Origin of the sequence: Bradyrhizobium sacchari (assembly GCF_002068095.1) — a bacterium.
GTDB classification, from domain to species: Bacteria; Pseudomonadota; Alphaproteobacteria; order Rhizobiales; family Xanthobacteraceae; genus Bradyrhizobium; species Bradyrhizobium sacchari.
Genome location: NZ_LWIG01000014.1, coordinates 6,083 through 21,208 on the forward strand (window position 1 = coordinate 6,083; position 15,126 = coordinate 21,208).

Annotated in this window: 14 protein-coding genes and 1 pseudogene; 10 read left to right on the plus strand and 5 right to left on the minus strand. The window is 65.0% G+C overall.

Annotation, left to right across the window (positions count from 1 at the left end; translation table 11 throughout):
- Positions 1 to 921 (minus strand): PHP domain-containing protein (locus A5906_RS44675; RefSeq protein WP_245326786.1); only part of this gene is annotated, 921 nt, incomplete at its 3' end.
- A 467-nt stretch (positions 922 to 1,388) separates the two neighbouring features.
- On the minus strand, positions 1,389 to 2,111 hold the full coding sequence (locus A5906_RS18830) for an outer membrane protein (RefSeq protein WP_080136889.1): 723 nt from the start codon (positions 2,109 to 2,111) through the stop codon (positions 1,389 to 1,391).
- A gap of 255 nt (positions 2,112 to 2,366) precedes the next feature.
- On the opposite strand from A5906_RS18830, the gene A5906_RS18835 reads away from it, so the two are divergent.
- The 3 genes from A5906_RS18835 (at position 2,367) to A5906_RS18845 (ending at position 4,302) form a co-directional block, all read left to right on the plus strand.
- Positions 2,367 to 2,675, plus strand: a complete 309-nt coding sequence (locus A5906_RS18835; protein WP_080136890.1) for a DUF3551 domain-containing protein — start codon at positions 2,367 to 2,369, stop codon at positions 2,673 to 2,675.
- A gap of 1 nt (position 2,676) precedes the next feature.
- A complete protein-coding gene (locus A5906_RS18840) occupies positions 2,677 to 2,925 on the plus strand; it encodes a DUF3551 domain-containing protein (RefSeq protein ID WP_080136891.1) in 249 nt (82 codons plus the stop codon).
- Between the two features lie 159 nt (positions 2,926 to 3,084).
- Positions 3,085 to 4,302, plus strand: a complete 1,218-nt coding sequence (locus A5906_RS18845; protein ID WP_080136892.1) for an MFS transporter — start codon at positions 3,085 to 3,087, stop codon at positions 4,300 to 4,302.
- A gap of 781 nt (positions 4,303 to 5,083) precedes the next feature.
- Here A5906_RS18845 and A5906_RS18855 read toward each other — a convergent pair.
- Positions 5,084 to 5,596, minus strand: a complete 513-nt coding sequence (locus A5906_RS18855) for a response regulator (protein WP_347337606.1) — start codon at positions 5,594 to 5,596, stop codon at positions 5,084 to 5,086.
- Here A5906_RS18855 and A5906_RS18860 point away from each other — a divergent pair.
- From A5906_RS18860 to A5906_RS18890, 6 genes and pseudogenes are all read left to right on the plus strand, one after another.
- A complete protein-coding gene (locus A5906_RS18860; protein WP_080136895.1) occupies positions 5,571 to 6,575 on the plus strand; it encodes a chemotaxis protein CheB in 1,005 nt (334 codons plus the stop codon). The genes A5906_RS18855 and A5906_RS18860 overlap by 26 nt on opposite strands.
- Before the next feature lie 24 nt (positions 6,576 to 6,599).
- Positions 6,600 to 6,869 (plus strand): hypothetical protein, encoded by a 270-nt coding sequence (locus A5906_RS18865; protein WP_245326787.1) that lies wholly within the window; start codon positions 6,600 to 6,602, stop codon positions 6,867 to 6,869.
- A 164-nt stretch (positions 6,870 to 7,033) separates the two neighbouring features.
- Positions 7,034 to 10,200, plus strand: a pseudogene (locus A5906_RS18870) (CheR family methyltransferase).
- The gene (locus A5906_RS18875; RefSeq protein WP_136615338.1) at positions 10,197 to 10,946 is read left to right on the plus strand and encodes a Crp/Fnr family transcriptional regulator; all 750 of its coding nucleotides are present in this window, start codon (positions 10,197 to 10,199) and stop codon (positions 10,944 to 10,946) included. Before A5906_RS18870 ends, A5906_RS18875 begins: the two are co-directional and overlap by 4 nt.
- 337 nt (positions 10,947 to 11,283) lie before the next feature.
- Positions 11,284 to 11,532 (plus strand): DUF6894 family protein, encoded by a 249-nt coding sequence (locus tag A5906_RS18880; protein WP_080136897.1) that lies wholly within the window; start codon positions 11,284 to 11,286, stop codon positions 11,530 to 11,532.
- Between the two features lie 436 nt (positions 11,533 to 11,968).
- Positions 11,969 to 12,181 (plus strand): hypothetical protein, encoded by a 213-nt coding sequence (locus A5906_RS18890; protein WP_080137286.1) that lies wholly within the window; start codon positions 11,969 to 11,971, stop codon positions 12,179 to 12,181.
- Positions 12,182 to 12,223: 42 nt separating this feature from the next.
- Here A5906_RS18890 and A5906_RS18895 read toward each other — a convergent pair whose 3' ends face one another.
- Positions 12,224 to 12,997: a helix-turn-helix transcriptional regulator gene (locus A5906_RS18895; protein ID WP_080136898.1), complete on the minus strand. Its 774-nt coding sequence runs from the start codon at positions 12,995 to 12,997 to the stop codon at positions 12,224 to 12,226.
- 109 nt (positions 12,998 to 13,106) lie between these two features.
- Here A5906_RS18895 and A5906_RS18900 point away from each other — a divergent pair, with 109 nt between their 5' ends.
- Complete coding sequence (locus A5906_RS18900) at positions 13,107 to 14,186, plus strand: quinone oxidoreductase family protein (RefSeq protein WP_080137287.1); 1,080 nt, start codon at positions 13,107 to 13,109, stop codon at positions 14,184 to 14,186.
- A gap of 128 nt (positions 14,187 to 14,314) precedes the next feature.
- On the opposite strand, the gene A5906_RS18905 is transcribed toward A5906_RS18900, so the two are convergent.
- Positions 14,315 to 15,019, minus strand: coding sequence for an ABC transporter ATP-binding protein (locus A5906_RS18905; RefSeq protein ID WP_080136899.1), 705 nt, complete (start codon positions 15,017 to 15,019; stop codon positions 14,315 to 14,317).
- Between the last annotated feature and the right edge of the window lie 107 nt (positions 15,020 to 15,126).

Genomic DNA, 15,126 nt, shown 5'->3' on the forward strand with positions numbered 1-15,126 from the left:
CTGCCGCTTCAATTCGGCGGCCTCGACCGCGGCGGCATCCGAGCTCGCCGCGGCGCCGACCGTGAAGAACGGCAGGATCGGCTTGCGCGTCATCGGGCGGAACGAGCAGCGCTCGGCGATCTCGACCGTGGAGGCCAGCGCCTCCGGAATGTCGGCGAACAGCACCGCCATCTCGGCGCGGGTCTTGAAGCGGTGATCGGGGGTGAGCTGCACGCGATCGGTCTCGGCGATCAGCCGGCCGCCGGCGATGCAGAGCAGCGCATCATGCGCCTCGTAATCGTCGGTCGAGGCGAAATACGGCTCGTTGGTCGCGACCAGCGGCAGGCCCTTCGCGTAGGCGATGTCGATCAGGCCGCTTTCGACGCGACGCTCCTTGTCGATGTTGTGGCGCTGCAATTCGACGTAGAGCCGGTCGCCGAACAGGCCGGCGAGACGCTCGCAGCGCGCCGCCGCAAGCTCGGCGTGGCCGCCGGCCAGCGCCAGCGAGATCGGCCCTTCGGGGCCGCCCGTGAGCGCGATCAGGCCTTCGGTCTCGCCCTCGAGCCAGTCGAACTTGATGAAGGGTGCGTGGCTGTCGGGCGTTTCCAGGAACGCCCGTGAATTGAGCCGCATCAGGCTACGATAACCGCGCTCCTGCGCTGCCAGCAGAACGACGCGCGAGGGCCCGATGGTGTTACGTGCATTGGGATCCTGGTCCGCGAAGTCGATCGCAAGCTCGCAACCGACGATCGGCTGGATGCCGGAGCCCGCCATCTTGTCGGAGAACTCCAGCGCACCGAACAGGTTGTCGGTGTCGGTCAGCGCCAGCGCCGGCTGGTGATCTTTCTTCGCGAGCTCGGCGAGCTTGGCGATCTTGATCGAGCCCTTGAGCAGCGAATAGGCCGAGTGAACGTGAAGGTGGACAAATCCGGCGCTCGGCATGGTCGCGTGACGGCCTCTTGCAAATGAGATGAAGCGGGCGCCGGCTCCTCAAGGCACAGCATGCACATGGTGCCCGCGCCCGGCCGACTCGCCTCACAATGGTGGGGTGTCACGCCGCGAGAGTCCACGCCGGAGCGGCCGATCCGCCGCGTCGTCCCGCTTTTCCCCAACCGGGCCTGTCTTGAGCTCAAGAATCAGAGCTGCGGTATGACCTGGGCCCAGATCGCGATCATCCCGACGAACAGCGTGATGGACGCCAGTGCAGCCGCCTCTTCCACGAAAATCCTGAACATGGTCTCGCTCCCTTGCTAGAACGTATGAAGAACATTGTTCTCATTTCGTTCACGGGAGTCAAGCCTGGCCAGCGATCTCGCGATGCGATGGTTAACTCGCTGAATTCACGTAACAAAAAAGCCCCGGCCAACAGGCCGGGGCTTTCGAGAACCGCTCGCAAAGAGCGATCGGTATCAGTAGCGGCCGAGGATCGGGCCGCCGAACTTGTAGTTCAGGCGGACGAGACCCATGTCGACGTCCTGACGGATGCGATCGGTCGAGGGCACCAGGGCGAAGGTGACATCCTTGTCCTGCAGGAAGATGTGGTTGTACTCGACGCCAACCGACCAGTTCGGGGCGAAGCCGTACTCGAGGCCGGCACCGACCGTACCACCCCAGCGGGTCTGGTCGTTCGAGGAGAGCAGCGCGCCCGAAGCCGCGTTGAACACTTCGTACTTCGTGCCGGCGACAGCCGCACCGCCCTTGACGTAGAGCAGGACGTTGTTCCAGGCGTAGCCGACCTGACCGGTGATCAGACCGAACGAGTCGATCTTCGAGCGGTTGCGGGTCGCGAACAGCGCGCTGATGTTGTCGCCCGAGAAGTCGGCCCAGTTGCCCTGGCCTTCCACGCCGAACACCCACTGGCCGGACTGCCAGCGATAGCCGATCTGGCCACCGACCGTGCCGCCGGTCGCATCGTGCGAACCTTCGCGGCCACCGCCGACGAGATCCCAGGTCGAGTGCGCCGAACCACCACCGCCGTTGATGCCGATGTAGAAGCCGCTCCAGTCATAGATGGTCGCGACCATCGCAGGCGCCTTGGTGTAGGGACGCGCGGCGAGATCGGCAGCCAGCGCCGGCGCAGCTGCGCTGAGCGCGACGAGGCTCACAGCGGCAAGCAACAAATTCTTCTTCATTTCAATCCCGTTCCAGTTTCGTCGTTAGGCCCCCTGGCCGTGGCGTCGTCATAACAGCGCGCGACGGAATTGCTGTAGCCTCGACGCAACAGTCAGAGCCAAAGGCCCCTCGTGAGTTAATGGATGTTTATCGGTGCGCGCTGGAAACCCTTTGAAACAAGTATTTTCGGCAGTTCCAATGACGACGAGACGAGATAAACTGCAGTTGCGCGTAACGACGTCGCGCGCACAATTGTGTGATTGGAGAATTGAGAAATGCGCGGCCGAATTGCCCTCCCCATTGTCGCCACATTTTCGCTCGCAATCGCCACATTCACGCTGACGCTGAGCGCCAGCACGCCTGCACGCGCCTTCGGCACGCATCACGCGTTCTGTCTCACCGGCGATGAATGGCCGGGACTGAGCAATTGCAGGTTCGACACCTACGCGCAGTGTCAGGCAAGCGCATCGGGCCGCGCGCTGACCTGCATCGCCAATCCCTACTTCGCCGGACAGAGCGATGATCCCTACGCGTACCAAAATCGTCCGCGCTCATGGGCGCCGGGCTATGACGTGTCGCGCTGAGATGCGCAGCGCCTGGCTTGCGCTCGTTGCAACCGGCACACTCTTTGTGAACGCACCTGCGCATGCGCAGACCTATGATCCCAGCTATCCCATCTGCATGCAGATCTACGGCCAGGTGGGCTATTTCGACTGCCGCTACACCTCGCTCGCGCAATGCAAATACCTCGCGGTTGGTCGTTCGGCGAGTTGCGTCGTGAACCCCTATTATCCGCAGCCAAGAGCCGCTCCGCGCTCCAGGCGTTCCGGCTAGCCTCGGCAGGCGCAGATCGGGGGGCTGATATGCGGCCTGCCCTCGGCCCGGCATGAAGTGTTGACGCAGGCTGATCCCGGTTTAAGTACGACACAGAAATCTTGCAGGGATGGCGACGCTCGTTGGGCTGGTTCCCGTTGACGCCACCATGCAGGACTCATGACGACCTCGCCTCTCGCGACCTCGCCCCGCGCCGTTGCAACCGCGGCCGCTTCTTCCCCTCACCTCGCCGTCGTCCTGATCTCGCTCGCGATGGGCGGCTTTGCGATCGGGACCACCGAGTTCGCCTCGATGAGCCTGCTGCCGTTCTTCGCCGCCGACCTCCACGTCGACGAGCCGACCGCAGGCCACGCGATCAGTGCTTACGCGCTTGGCGTCGTGCTGGGCGCGCCGCTGATCGCGGTGCTGGGGGCGCGCTTTGCCCGGCGCACGCAGTTGCTCGTGCTGATGGCCGTGTTCGCGCTCGGCAACATGCTCACCGCGCTCGCACCCGGCTTTGGCTGGATGATCGCGGCGCGCTTCCTCGCGGGGCTGCCGCATGGCGCCTATTTCGGCATCGCCGCGCTGGTCGCAGCTTCCCTGGTTCCGCAACAGCGCCGCTCGCAAGCGATCGGCCAGGTGATGCTCGGCCTGACCTGCGCTACCATCATCGGCGTGCCGCTGGCCAATCTGATCGGCCAGGCGGTTGGCTGGCGCGCGAGTTTTGGTCTCGTATCGGTGCTGGCGCTGCTCACGGTGCTGCTGTGCGCCCTGTTCGTGCCGCGCGACCAGGCGGGCCGGTCGGATCCGCTGCGGGAGCTCGGCGCCTTGAAGAGCGGCCGCGTCTGGATCACACTGGCGATCGGCGCCATCGGCTTCGGCGGCATGTTTGCCGTCTACACCTATCTTGCGACGACGCTGATCGAGGTCACCAGGGTCAGCCTCACCGCCATTCCGTTCTTCCTCGCGATTTTCGGCATCGGCGCCACGCTCGGCAATCTGTTGGTGCCGCGCTTTGCGGACCGCGCCCTGATGCCGACCGCAGGCGTCATCCTGCTGTTTGCTGCGGTCGCACTCCTGGTGTTTCCGCTCGTCGCCGGCAATCCCTGGCTGCTGGCGCTGGACATCTTCGCGATCGGCGCCAGCGTCTCGCTCGGCGCCATCCTCCAGACGCGGCTGATGGACGTCGCGGGCGAGGCGCAGGCGCTCGCGGCCGCGCTCAATCATTCGGCGTTCAACACCGCCAACGCGCTCGGCCCGTTCCTGGGCGGCCTCGCGATCCGCGCGGGGCTGGGCTGGACGTCCACCGGCCCTGTGGGCGCGGCACTCGCGCTTCTCGGTTTGCTGATCTGGTCCGTCGCTCGGCGCGATGCCGAACCCGCCGAACAGTTGCGGTGATCCGGCGCCAGCGACTGCGCGGGCGGAGCAGCGTCGCCTCGGGTGGCGAATCCGACCGGAGCGAGCAGGTGACGCAGGAGCTGATCGCGGGGCCGCTCGCAATCTCCGGCATCGCCATGGCGCAAATGAAACTGGAACGTTCACGCGGCCTGAAACCGACCTCGCGCGAACGAAGCAGCCCTCGCTGATCCCGATTCCCGTTGGCGATTCACATAGCCTAATGCGCACCGCGCGGAACAAGGTCAAAATCGTGTCCGGGATGAGGGCAACACGATGACGATGGATCGGATCGAACGGGCTTTCATCGCGACAGCGATGCTGGGTTTCCTGGTAATGCTGGGAGCGATCATATGGATGATGGTGGCTTGACGGACTCCTCGTTGCGCCAGGCCTTGTCGCAAGGCTTGCCCCAAGCCTTGCCGCAAGCCTTGCCCTATCTCGGGATCGCCCTTTGCCTTGCCGTGGCTATGTGGCTGACCTGGAGCCGGCTGCTCTAAGGCATGATCCGGAGACGCGCGAAGCGGTTTTCCGAGTGGAACATGCCTGAAACCATCGCGCTTTAGGCCGGATCGCCCTCTCCCCGAACCGGTTCAACCGCAGCCCGTTCATCTCGGATACGTTGCGCCTTTGCGACGTGCGCGCTGTCGCGCAGTATCTTGAGGGCATCGCGAGCCAGTTCGCGCGAAAAGGACAGAGCCGCGCGTCGCCTGCGCGGGGGTGCAGATCATTCGAACTTCACTCGGACCATGTGCGAGTTGCACCAACGGCGCGGCGCCGCGCCTCACGCCTTGGGCTTCCCGATCAGCCCGGCCAGGCCGCGGACCATCGCGGCGATGTCGATCGGCTTTTCCCACAGCATCACGTCTTGAAATTGTGGAGCGATGCTCACCTTGTCGTAACCGGTCGTGAACACGAATGGCACCTGGCGCGCCCTGAGCTCCTGCGCCACTGGGAAGACCATCTCGCTGTGAACGTTCACGTCGAGCACTGCGCCGTCGAGAACGCCATCACCGTTGATGATCGGAAGCGCATCCTCGAGCTCGCCGACCGGACCGGCGATTTCCGCGCCCGCCGACCGCAGCGCACGGCTGATGTCGTCAGCCAGGAAATACTCATCCTCGACCACGAGAATGCGACGTCCCGACAAGAGGGCGTGCCCGCGCGACAACGTTGGCGATAACGCCATGTCTCCTCCAGTCCCGCCAATGGATAGGAACATAGGCCTCAAGGCCGTCTTGGTGCAAACGAAGCATTGAATGGCGGGTTCCATGAGCAACCGCGACATCATCGTCATCGGCGGTTCCGCGGGAGCGACGGCCCCGGTGAAACGGATTCTGGCGGATTTGCATCCGGATGTTCCGGCAGCCGTCTTTATCGTCCTCCACATCCCTGCACAGGGCATCGGCATCCTGTCCACCGTCGCCGCCGCTGCCGGCAGACTGCCGGTGCATCAAGCCGTCGACGGCATGAAGTTCGAGCGCGGCCACGTCTATCTCGGCGCCCCGGACCATCATTTGCTGCTCCTGGACGATCGAATCCGGCTCGGGCGCGGCCCGCGCGAGAACATGGTGCGACCGGCGATCGACGCGCTGTTCCGCTCGGCCGCGCTGCATCATGGTCCGCGCGTGATCGGGCTGGTGCTGAGCGGATTGCTGTCGGACGGCGCCGCCGGCCTGAACGCGATCAAACGCTGCGGCGGAATGACGATCGTGCAGGATCCGTCGGAGGCGATCGCGGTGGAGATGCCGCAGCGCGCGCTGGAGGCGGCCGGCGCCGACCTCTGCGTTCCCGCGGCGCGGCTCGGCGACGTGCTCTCCGATCTTGCCCGGGAACCGCCGGGGATCGCACGTCCGATCGCTCCGGATATCCGCCTGGAGGTCGAGATCGCCGCGGGTGAAAGAATCGGCAGCGCGATCCTGGCCGACATCGCCGATCCGGCGGCGCTGACCTGCCCCGGTTGCGGCGGAGTTCTCTCGCAGGTGAAAGAAGCACGTCCCATGAGGTTTCGCTGTCAGGTCGGCCACGCCTATACCGCCGATGCCCTCGCCAAGGAGCAGGAAGGTCAAGTCGACGAAGCCCTGCGCGTCGCGCTCCGGATCATCGAGGAGCGGGCCGAGCTGGTGCAGCGCATGGCCGCAGATGGCCGTCGCAGCGGCAGGCCGGCGGTGGCCGAAATGTACGAGAGGCGCGCGGCCGAATATCGCGAATATGCCGACATGATCCGGCGCGTCGTGCTACAATCGCTCGATCCTCCCGTCCAGCAAGGGAAGTGAGATACCCCTGCCATGGCAGTATCCTTGACCGAGCGTACCCGGCAACTCCGCGACGAGCAGCGGCTTCTGAAGAAAGCCGACGTCGATATCGAGGAAGGCTGGCATCGGGTCCACAGGCAGGAGGATCGGGTGCGGGAGTTGCAAGCCGGCGGACACGATTGCCGGCAGGCCGAACGGCTGGTGGAGCTGCTCAAGCAGACCCTGGTGGAATGGGAGCGGCATCGCACCCTGATCATTCAGAGAGTGGACTACCTCCAGCAGGAGGTGGCCCCCTTGCCACCAGCCGGCGGCTGATACGGCAGCGGTCCGCAGTGCCGGGGCGTGGGTCTTTCGATTTGCACCATCGGGGCATGAGAAGCGCGAACGTTTTCCGCTTTTAGCTGTTGGGATGACGTCGATTCCTGCTATTTGCAGAAACTGGAACCCGTCGGTCCCGGGCAACGAGAGTAGCGGCAATCATGGACGAAGTCGGCAAGACGGCGGAGGAGCCGGAGCCTCAGGCCAAAGCCCCGTTGGTCATCGGCGTGGGGGCTTCGACCGGCGCACTCGACAGCATCGAGCGATTCTTCGCCAAGCTGACATTGGGCGACGACCAGGCGGTCGTTCTTGTCCTCCAGAACGCCGAGGTGCTCGACGACGCGCGGCTGCGGAGCATCGTCCAGCGCGCCGACAGCGCGCGTCTCGCCGACATCCGCGATGCGATGGCGGTGGAAGGAGGCACGATCTATCTCAGCCCGCCGGGCATGATCACCACGATCCAGGACGGACGCTTTGCGGTGCGCAAGGCCGAACAGGGTCCCGGCGAGCGGGCCACGATCGACAGCTTTCTGGTGTCGCTGGCCGAAGAGCGCGCCGAGCAATCCATCGGCGTTCTCTTGAGCGGGACCGGCGGCGACGGCACGCTCGGCGCGGCCACCCTGAAGGACCATGGCGGGCTTGCAATTGCCCAGAGGCTCGCCAGCGAGGAATCCGACCATCTGGTCGACAGCAACAGGCCGGCGGCGATCGCAGATTACGTCCTGCCGCCCGAGGACATCCCGGAGCACATCCAGGTCTATGCCCGCCATCTCCGGCGGCTGGAGGAGAAGCAGGGATTTGACGAGGTCCTGGCCGCGGCGGCGACCTCGCTGTCGCGCATCGCCGACATCCTGCGCAACAAGACCGGCAACGATTTCCACGGCTACAAGCAGAACACCTTCCTGCGCCGCGTGCAGCGGCGCATGCAGGTCGTGCAGATCGAGGAGATCACCGCCTATGTCGATTTCCTGCGCAGCGACAAGGACGAGGCCCAGAATCTCTTCAACGACCTCCTGATCGGCGTCACCGAGTTCTTCCGCGACAAGCGCGAGTTCGAGGTGCTCGATACGCAGATCATCCCGAAGATCTTCGAGGGCAAGGGCAGCGGCCAGCAGGTCCGCGTCTGGGTGCTGGGCTGCGCTACCGGCGAGGAGGCCTATTCGATCGGCATCCTGCTGCGCGAGCACATGGCGACGCTCGATTCCGCTCCCCAGGTCCAGATCTTCGCGACCGACATCGACGGTCGGGCGCTCGCGACCGCCCGCGTCGGGCGCTACCGCACCAATATCGAGCAGGACATGTCCCCCGAGCGCCTGGCGCGCTGGTTCGTCCGCGAGGGCGACACCTATTGCGTGGTGAAGGAACTGCGGGAGATGTGCATCTTCTCCCAGCACAACGTGATCAAGGATGCCCCGTTCTCCAAGCTCGATCTCGTCTCCTGCCGCAACCTTCTGATCTACCTCAATGCAGAGCTTCAGAACCGGGTGATCCCGCTGTTCCATTTCGCGCTGCTGCCCGAGCGCTTCCTGTTCCTCGGCAATTCGGAGAACGTGACGCGGCACCCGAAGCTGTTTGCGCCGGTCGATCGCCGCGCCCGCATCTTCAAGAAGCTCGATACCGGCACGCGGCTGCCTCCGGAGTTTCCGATTTCGACCTCAGCCGGGCGCGCGCCGGTCGAGGTGCCGCCGGTCCGCGCGTTCGGGCCGGATGTGGGCCTCGAACGCCGCGCCCAGCGCATCGCGGAGCGCTATGCGCCGGCCTATGTGATCACGGACGACAATTTCCAGATCCTGCATTTCTCCGGCCGCACCGGGCGCTACATCGAACCGACGGCCGGCGCGGCCTCGCTCGATCTACTCCAGCTGGTGCATCGCGATCTCAGGCTGGAATTGCGCACCGCCCTCTCCCGCGCCTCGGAGACCAACGAATCCGCCCATGCCGAACAGGTCCAGCTCGGCGTCAACGGCCATCGCGTTCTCGTCGACATCACCGTCGAGCCGATCCTGGAGGGCGCCGGCGGACATCGCAATTTCGTCGTCCTGTTCAAGGACGGCCCGGCGCGCGTCGCCGACGCTCCCGAGAACAATCCCGGCGTGCTGGTGCGGACCGAGCATGTCGAGCGTCTCGAAGGCGAATTGCGGGCGACGCGCGAACGCCTCCAGGCAACGATCGAGGAGCTCGAAAGCACCAATGAAGAGCTGAAATCCTCGAACGAGGAGTATCAGTCGCTCAATGAAGAGCTGCAATCTGCCAACGAGGAGCTGGAGACCTCGCGCGAGAGCTGCAATCGGTCAACGAGGAACTGACCACCGTCAATGGCGAGCTCGCACACCGGGTTCAGGAACTGACCCGCGCCACCAGCGATCTCAAGAACTTCCTCGAAAGCACGCAGATCGCGACCGTCTTCCTCGACAATGATCTCCGTGTGATGAACTTCACCCCCGCAATCACGCAGATCCTGCATCTGGTCGAGACCGACGTCGGCCGCCCGATCGCCCATATCAAGGCGCGCATTCCGATCGAGGAACTCTACGACGACGTGCGCCGCGTGCTGCGTACGCTCGCCAGCGCCGAACGCGAGCTGACCGCGCCCGACAGCGGCACGCGCTACATCGTCCGCATCCTGCCCTATCGCAGCATCGACAATTTCATCGCAGGCGTCGTGATCAACTTCATCGACGTCACCGCGATCACACGCGCAGAGGAGCGGCAGCGCCTTCTCCTCGCCGAGCTTCAGCACCGCGTTCGCAATACGCTGGGCGTGGTGCGGTCGATCGCGCGCCGCTCCGCGGACACGAGTTCGACTGTCGAGGAGTACGCCGCCCATCTCGACGGGCGCCTCAACGCCTTCGCGCGCACCCAGGCGCTCGTGACGCGCGATCCCGAAGGCGGCGTCGATCTGGAATATCTCGTCATCGAGGAGCTGCTTGCCTATAATGCCCGTGAGGGCGAGCAGGTCCGCGCGTCCGGACCCGCGATCCGCTTCCAGCCGAAGGCGGCAGAGACCTTTGCCCTCGCGATCCACGAGCTTGCAACCAACGCACTCAATTATGGCGCGTTGAGTCAGCCCGGCGGCCGGCTCGAAATCTCGTGGCGTATCGATGGGGCCATCGAGCTCCCGCAACTGCTGTTCGAATGGCGCGAGCGCGGCGGTCCGGCGGTAACACCACCGCCGCGCTCGGGCTTCGGCACCGAGCTTCTGGAGCGTAGCCTTGCGTTCGAGTTGAAGGGGCAAACGACCATGTCGTTCAACGCGTCCGGCCTCATGTGCCTGATTGCAATCCCCCTGACCAAACGTACCTTCCATACGCCGTCGATGGAGGGATGATGCGGGCTCACGGGACCGATGGCGGGGTGGCGCAGGCGGTCTTTCGCCGCTTCAACGCCTTGCGTCCGCTGTCTGACGAGGACACCGCGGCGCTGGAGCACGCCATTCTCGAAGGTCTGCTGCGTGCCGGGCCGGGCGAGGATTTGATCACCGAAGGCGATCGCATCGACAGCGTCCGCCTCGTGCTCTCGGGCTGGCTGTTCCGCCACAAGACGCTGGAGGACGGACGACGACAGATCGTCAATTTCATCCTGCCGGGCGAGACCTGCGACTCCCACGCCTATCTCCTTTCCACCATCGACCATTCGATTACGGCTGCGACGCCGGTTGCCTATGCCGACATCAAGCGCGTGCGCTTCGAACAGCTGATGGCGGCCAACCGCACGCTGGCCGAAGCTTTCATGTGCGAGACGCTGCTGAGCAGCGCGATCCAGCGCGAATGGGTCATCAACCTCGGCCGGCGGGCGGCCTTCGAGCGGGTCGCGCATCTGTTCTGCGAGATTTTCGAACGGCTGCGGCCCGTAGGCATGGTCGACGGCAATTCCTGCGCCCTTCCGGTGACGCAAATGGATCTGGCGGATGCGACCGGCCTCTCGGTGGTTCATCTCAATCGCACGATCCAGGAACTGCGGGCCTCCGGTTTGATCGTGCTGAAGGATCGGACCTTGACGATCAGCGATCTCGAAGCGCTCAAGAATGCGGCGATGTATTCGCCCAATTATCTTCAACTGTATCGGGCGAAGTGAACGATCCTCCGGCGAAGCCTTCGATGCGTGGCTCAAGACGTCCGCCGATGTTCCGACAGCAGCCCTGCCCGAACCTGTTGGGTCGAATTTTCGTAGCTGCCCGCATTCGTCCTCATAGGAACGAGCGTGCTGCCCATTAGCTTATGTTAAAGCGGTCGACGAGGCGGATGCGAAGCGCTGCCGTCTTTAGGCGGAACGGTGCCGCTCGTCGGCGGCGGAGCACTCGATCTGTGTACCAGGAATGCGTGCTGGCGGCTTGTCTCGGAGCGGCGGAGACCGGTCAAGGCGCAACCGTGGCGCCGACCGGCAATGGAGATCTGAGCATGGAGATCTGAGCATGCCACGTTACTATTTTGATCTCCGGGACGAGGATGAGTTGGCCCTTGACGAGGAAGGTCTCGAGCTTTCCGGCCTTCGCGCAGCCCAGGCCGAGGCGGCGAAATCATTGGTCGATATGGCGCGGGACGCGGCCTGCTCGTCCACTCCGGTGAGCGGCAGACACCTCATGGCGATTGAGGTCCGGGACGCCAGCGGCCCCGTGATGCAGGTCAAGTTCACTTTCGAGGTCGAGACGCTGAAGCATTGAGATCGCCTCTGGCCGCCAACGTCGCCGACGACAGCATCGTCTCTCGCGCACAATCGAACGTCGCTCCCCTCTTGCCGATTTCCAGCAAATTCGAGCCTGGCATTAACCTATGGAAATGCCGGAACCCGCCGTTCCGCGTGAAGCTCTCGACATTGCCGGCCTCCTCCAAGCCACTCAATACGCATATGGTATCGGACGGCCGGGCGGACTTCATCCGCGAGCCTGTCATGACGGTCAAACGCAATCGAAAGCGACAGACAAAATCTCTTCAGGAGCGGCTGTTGGCCGCGGCGGCAGACGCGAGGGAGCGTGCTCGTCGCATGCCGGCGGGCACAGCGCGGGACATGTTGCTGCAGAACGCAAAGCAGAACGAAGTCGCCTCGAGCTTGACGGATTGGTTGTACCCATCCGGCATCCGAAGGCGCGGAGGACGATGATGCGGACCATCAAGCACTACCGGGCCTTCCAGATCGATCCCGACGGTCGCGTCTCCGGCTGCATCAACATCGCCTGCAGGGACGATGAGGAGGCCAAGCGTCAGGCGGCCGCGCTCGTCCAGCTCCATCGCATCGAGTTGTGGCGCCTGGATCAGCGGATCGCGCAGTTCGACCGGCCTTCCGAAATCGTTCCACAGCACAGCGTCGGTTGACCATCGAAGGTCGCCACCGAAGGCGGCCTATGTGCCTGCCCCCTACACCGGCGTGTAGATCACGAGCTTCAGCGCGGGATCGTCATTGGCCTGGAAGCTGGTGTGCTCGAACCGGAGCAGGCCCCTGGTCGGATGGTCCATGGTCTTGAGGCCCGACGAGGTGCTGCGGATGTCATGCGCTTCCCACCATTTGACGAATTCCGGGCTTCCCTGGCGCAGCCGCGTCAGCAGTTCCGCGAAGGCGGGATCGCCGGCCCAGACGTCGTGGGTGGCGCGGAACATCGCGACCATGCTCTTGGCAACATCCGCCCAGCCCGCGCCATAGAATTTTCGGGTTTGTCTATTCGTCAGCACCAGCAGCAGCGTGTTGCGGTCCTGCTCGGGAAGCTTTCCGAAACCGAAGACCTCCTCGGCCGCATCGTTCCAGGCCAGCACGTCCCACCGCCGCCCTGTGATGTAGGCCGGCTGCGCCAGGCTCTGGATCATCCGCTGGATCGGCGGCGGCACGGTCTCCGGCACGAAGGCCACGCGCGTGCCGTCACGCGCCAACGCCTTGAGATGGGCGTGCTCGGTCTTCGAGAGGCGCAGCGCGCGCGCCAGCGCATCGATGGTGGTGACCGAGGGGCTGACGGTGCGACCCTGCTCGAGGCGGATGTACCAGTCGACACCGATGCCGGCGAGCTGGGCGACCTCTTCGCGGCGCAGGCCAGCGGTGCGGCGCCGGCGGCCAGCGGGCAGTCCGACGGTCTTCGGCGACAGCCTTTCGCGGCGGGACCGGAGGAAGTCTCCGAATTCGATGCGGCGTGGATCGGTCATGATGTCGCTCCCCCGACGGAGGGCCCCGGGAATACTAGGATAATACCAGGCCTTCTTGTCGCTTCAAGGGTAATGCATATGGGTATCACCCGTCCTTGAGGTGAACATCATGAAAGCTGCGGTACTGAAGTCCTTCGGATCCCCGCTGACGATCGAGGCTGCCCCCGACCCGGTGCTCGGCACCGGCGAGGTCATCATCGACGTCGTCGCCACGCGCGTGCTGTCCTACATGAACGAGGTCTTCGACGGGACGCGCAACTACGCGCTCGACCTGCCGATCATACCGGGCCCGGGCGGCATCGGCCGGGTACGGGCGGTCGGCCCGGACGCGACCAAGCTCGCCGTCGGCGACTGGGTGTTCTGCGACCCGACGGTGCGCTCGCGCGACGACGCCGTTGCGCCCGATATCGCCCTGCAGGGGCTCACGGCCGCCGGCCCTGGCGGGATGCGCCTGCAACAGCATTTCCGCCACGGCTCGTTCGCCGAGCAGATGCGCGTGCCGACGGAGAACGTCAAACGTCTCGGCACGATCACGTCGCAGGAAGCCACGCGATGGTGCGCGCTGGGCACGCTGCTGGTGCCCTATGGCGGCTTCCTCGCCGCGAACCTTCAGCCCGGCGAGACCGTGCTGGTGAGCGGCGCCACCGGCAATTTCGGCAGCGCTGCGGTGTCGGTTGCGCTGGCGATGGGCGCGGCCTGCGTGGTGACGCCAGGCCGCAACGAAAAGATCCTCGCCGACCTCGTCCGCCGCTTCGGCAGCCGTGTGAAACCGGTCAAGCTCACCGGGGACGAGGACGACGACCGCGAAGCAATGAAGCGCGCCGCGCCGGGGCCGATCGACTGCGTGTTCGACATCATGCCGCCCTCGGTCAGCCCGACCGTCGTGCGCGCGGCGGTCATGACGGTGCGCGCCTATGGCCGCATCGTGCTGATGGGTGGCGTCGGCATGGCCGGTGGTCCGGGCCTCGAGCTGCCCTACCCCTGGATCATGCGCAACTGCATCAGCATCCACGGCGTCTGGATGTATCCGCCCGATGCAGCCGCCCGCCTGATCGCGCTCGTGCGTGCCGGACTGCTGCGGCTGGAGGAGTACGAGACAACCGCCTTCGACCTCGACCATGCCAATGAGGCCGTGGCGCATGCCGCCGCCAATGGCGGGCCGTTCAAATTGACGGTGATCAGGCCGTAGGAGGCCACCTGCCCGGCGGTGTACGATGAGCGCCGTTTTGCCCGACACATCAAATGCCTGGCTGGGGTCGGGCCGGCCCTCGCTGAAACCGCCCGTCTACTGTGCATGGGGTTGTTTTCGCAGTTTTTTTATTCGAGCTCGACGACCTGGCCGTTCGACAGCGACACCCGCCGGTCCATGCGGCCAGCGAGCTCCATGTTGTGGGTTGCGATCAGCATCGAGACGCGCGTCGCCTTGACGAGCTGCATCAGGGCCTGGAACACGTGCTCGGCGGTGCCGGGGTCGAGATTGCCGGTCGGCTCGTCCGCGAACAGCACGCGCGGCGCATTGGCGACCGCGCGTGCGATGGCGACGCGCTGCTGCTCGCCCCCCGACAGCTCGGCGGGACGATGCGTGATGCGGTCGCCGAGGCCGAGATAGCCGAGGATCTCCTTGGCGCGCTTGACGCTCTCGGACTTCTTCAGGCCGCGGATCATCTGCGGCATCATCACGTTCTCCAGCGCGGAGAACTCCGGCAGCAGCCGGTGCGATTGGTAGACGAAGCCGATATCCGTGCGGCGCAGCTGGGTGCGCTCGATGTCGGGCAGCTGCGAGGTCGGCGCGCCGTTGACATAGACCTCGCCGGAATCGGGCGCTTCCAGCAGCCCTGCAATGTGCAGCAGCGTCGACTTGCCGGAGCCCGACGGCGCCACCAGCGCGACCGACTGTCCCGCCCACAGCGCGAGCTTGGCGCCGTCGAGGATCGTCAGCGGCACCTCACCCTGCAAGTACTGCCGCTTTATCTCGTGGAGATAAATGACCGGTACATCATCAGCCCCCTGCTGCTGCTCCATCAGCCCCTCACTCGTACCGGAGCGCTTCGACGGGGTCGAGGCGCGCGGCGCGCCAGGACGGGTACAGCGTCGCCAGGAACGACAGCGTCAGCGCCATGATGACAACC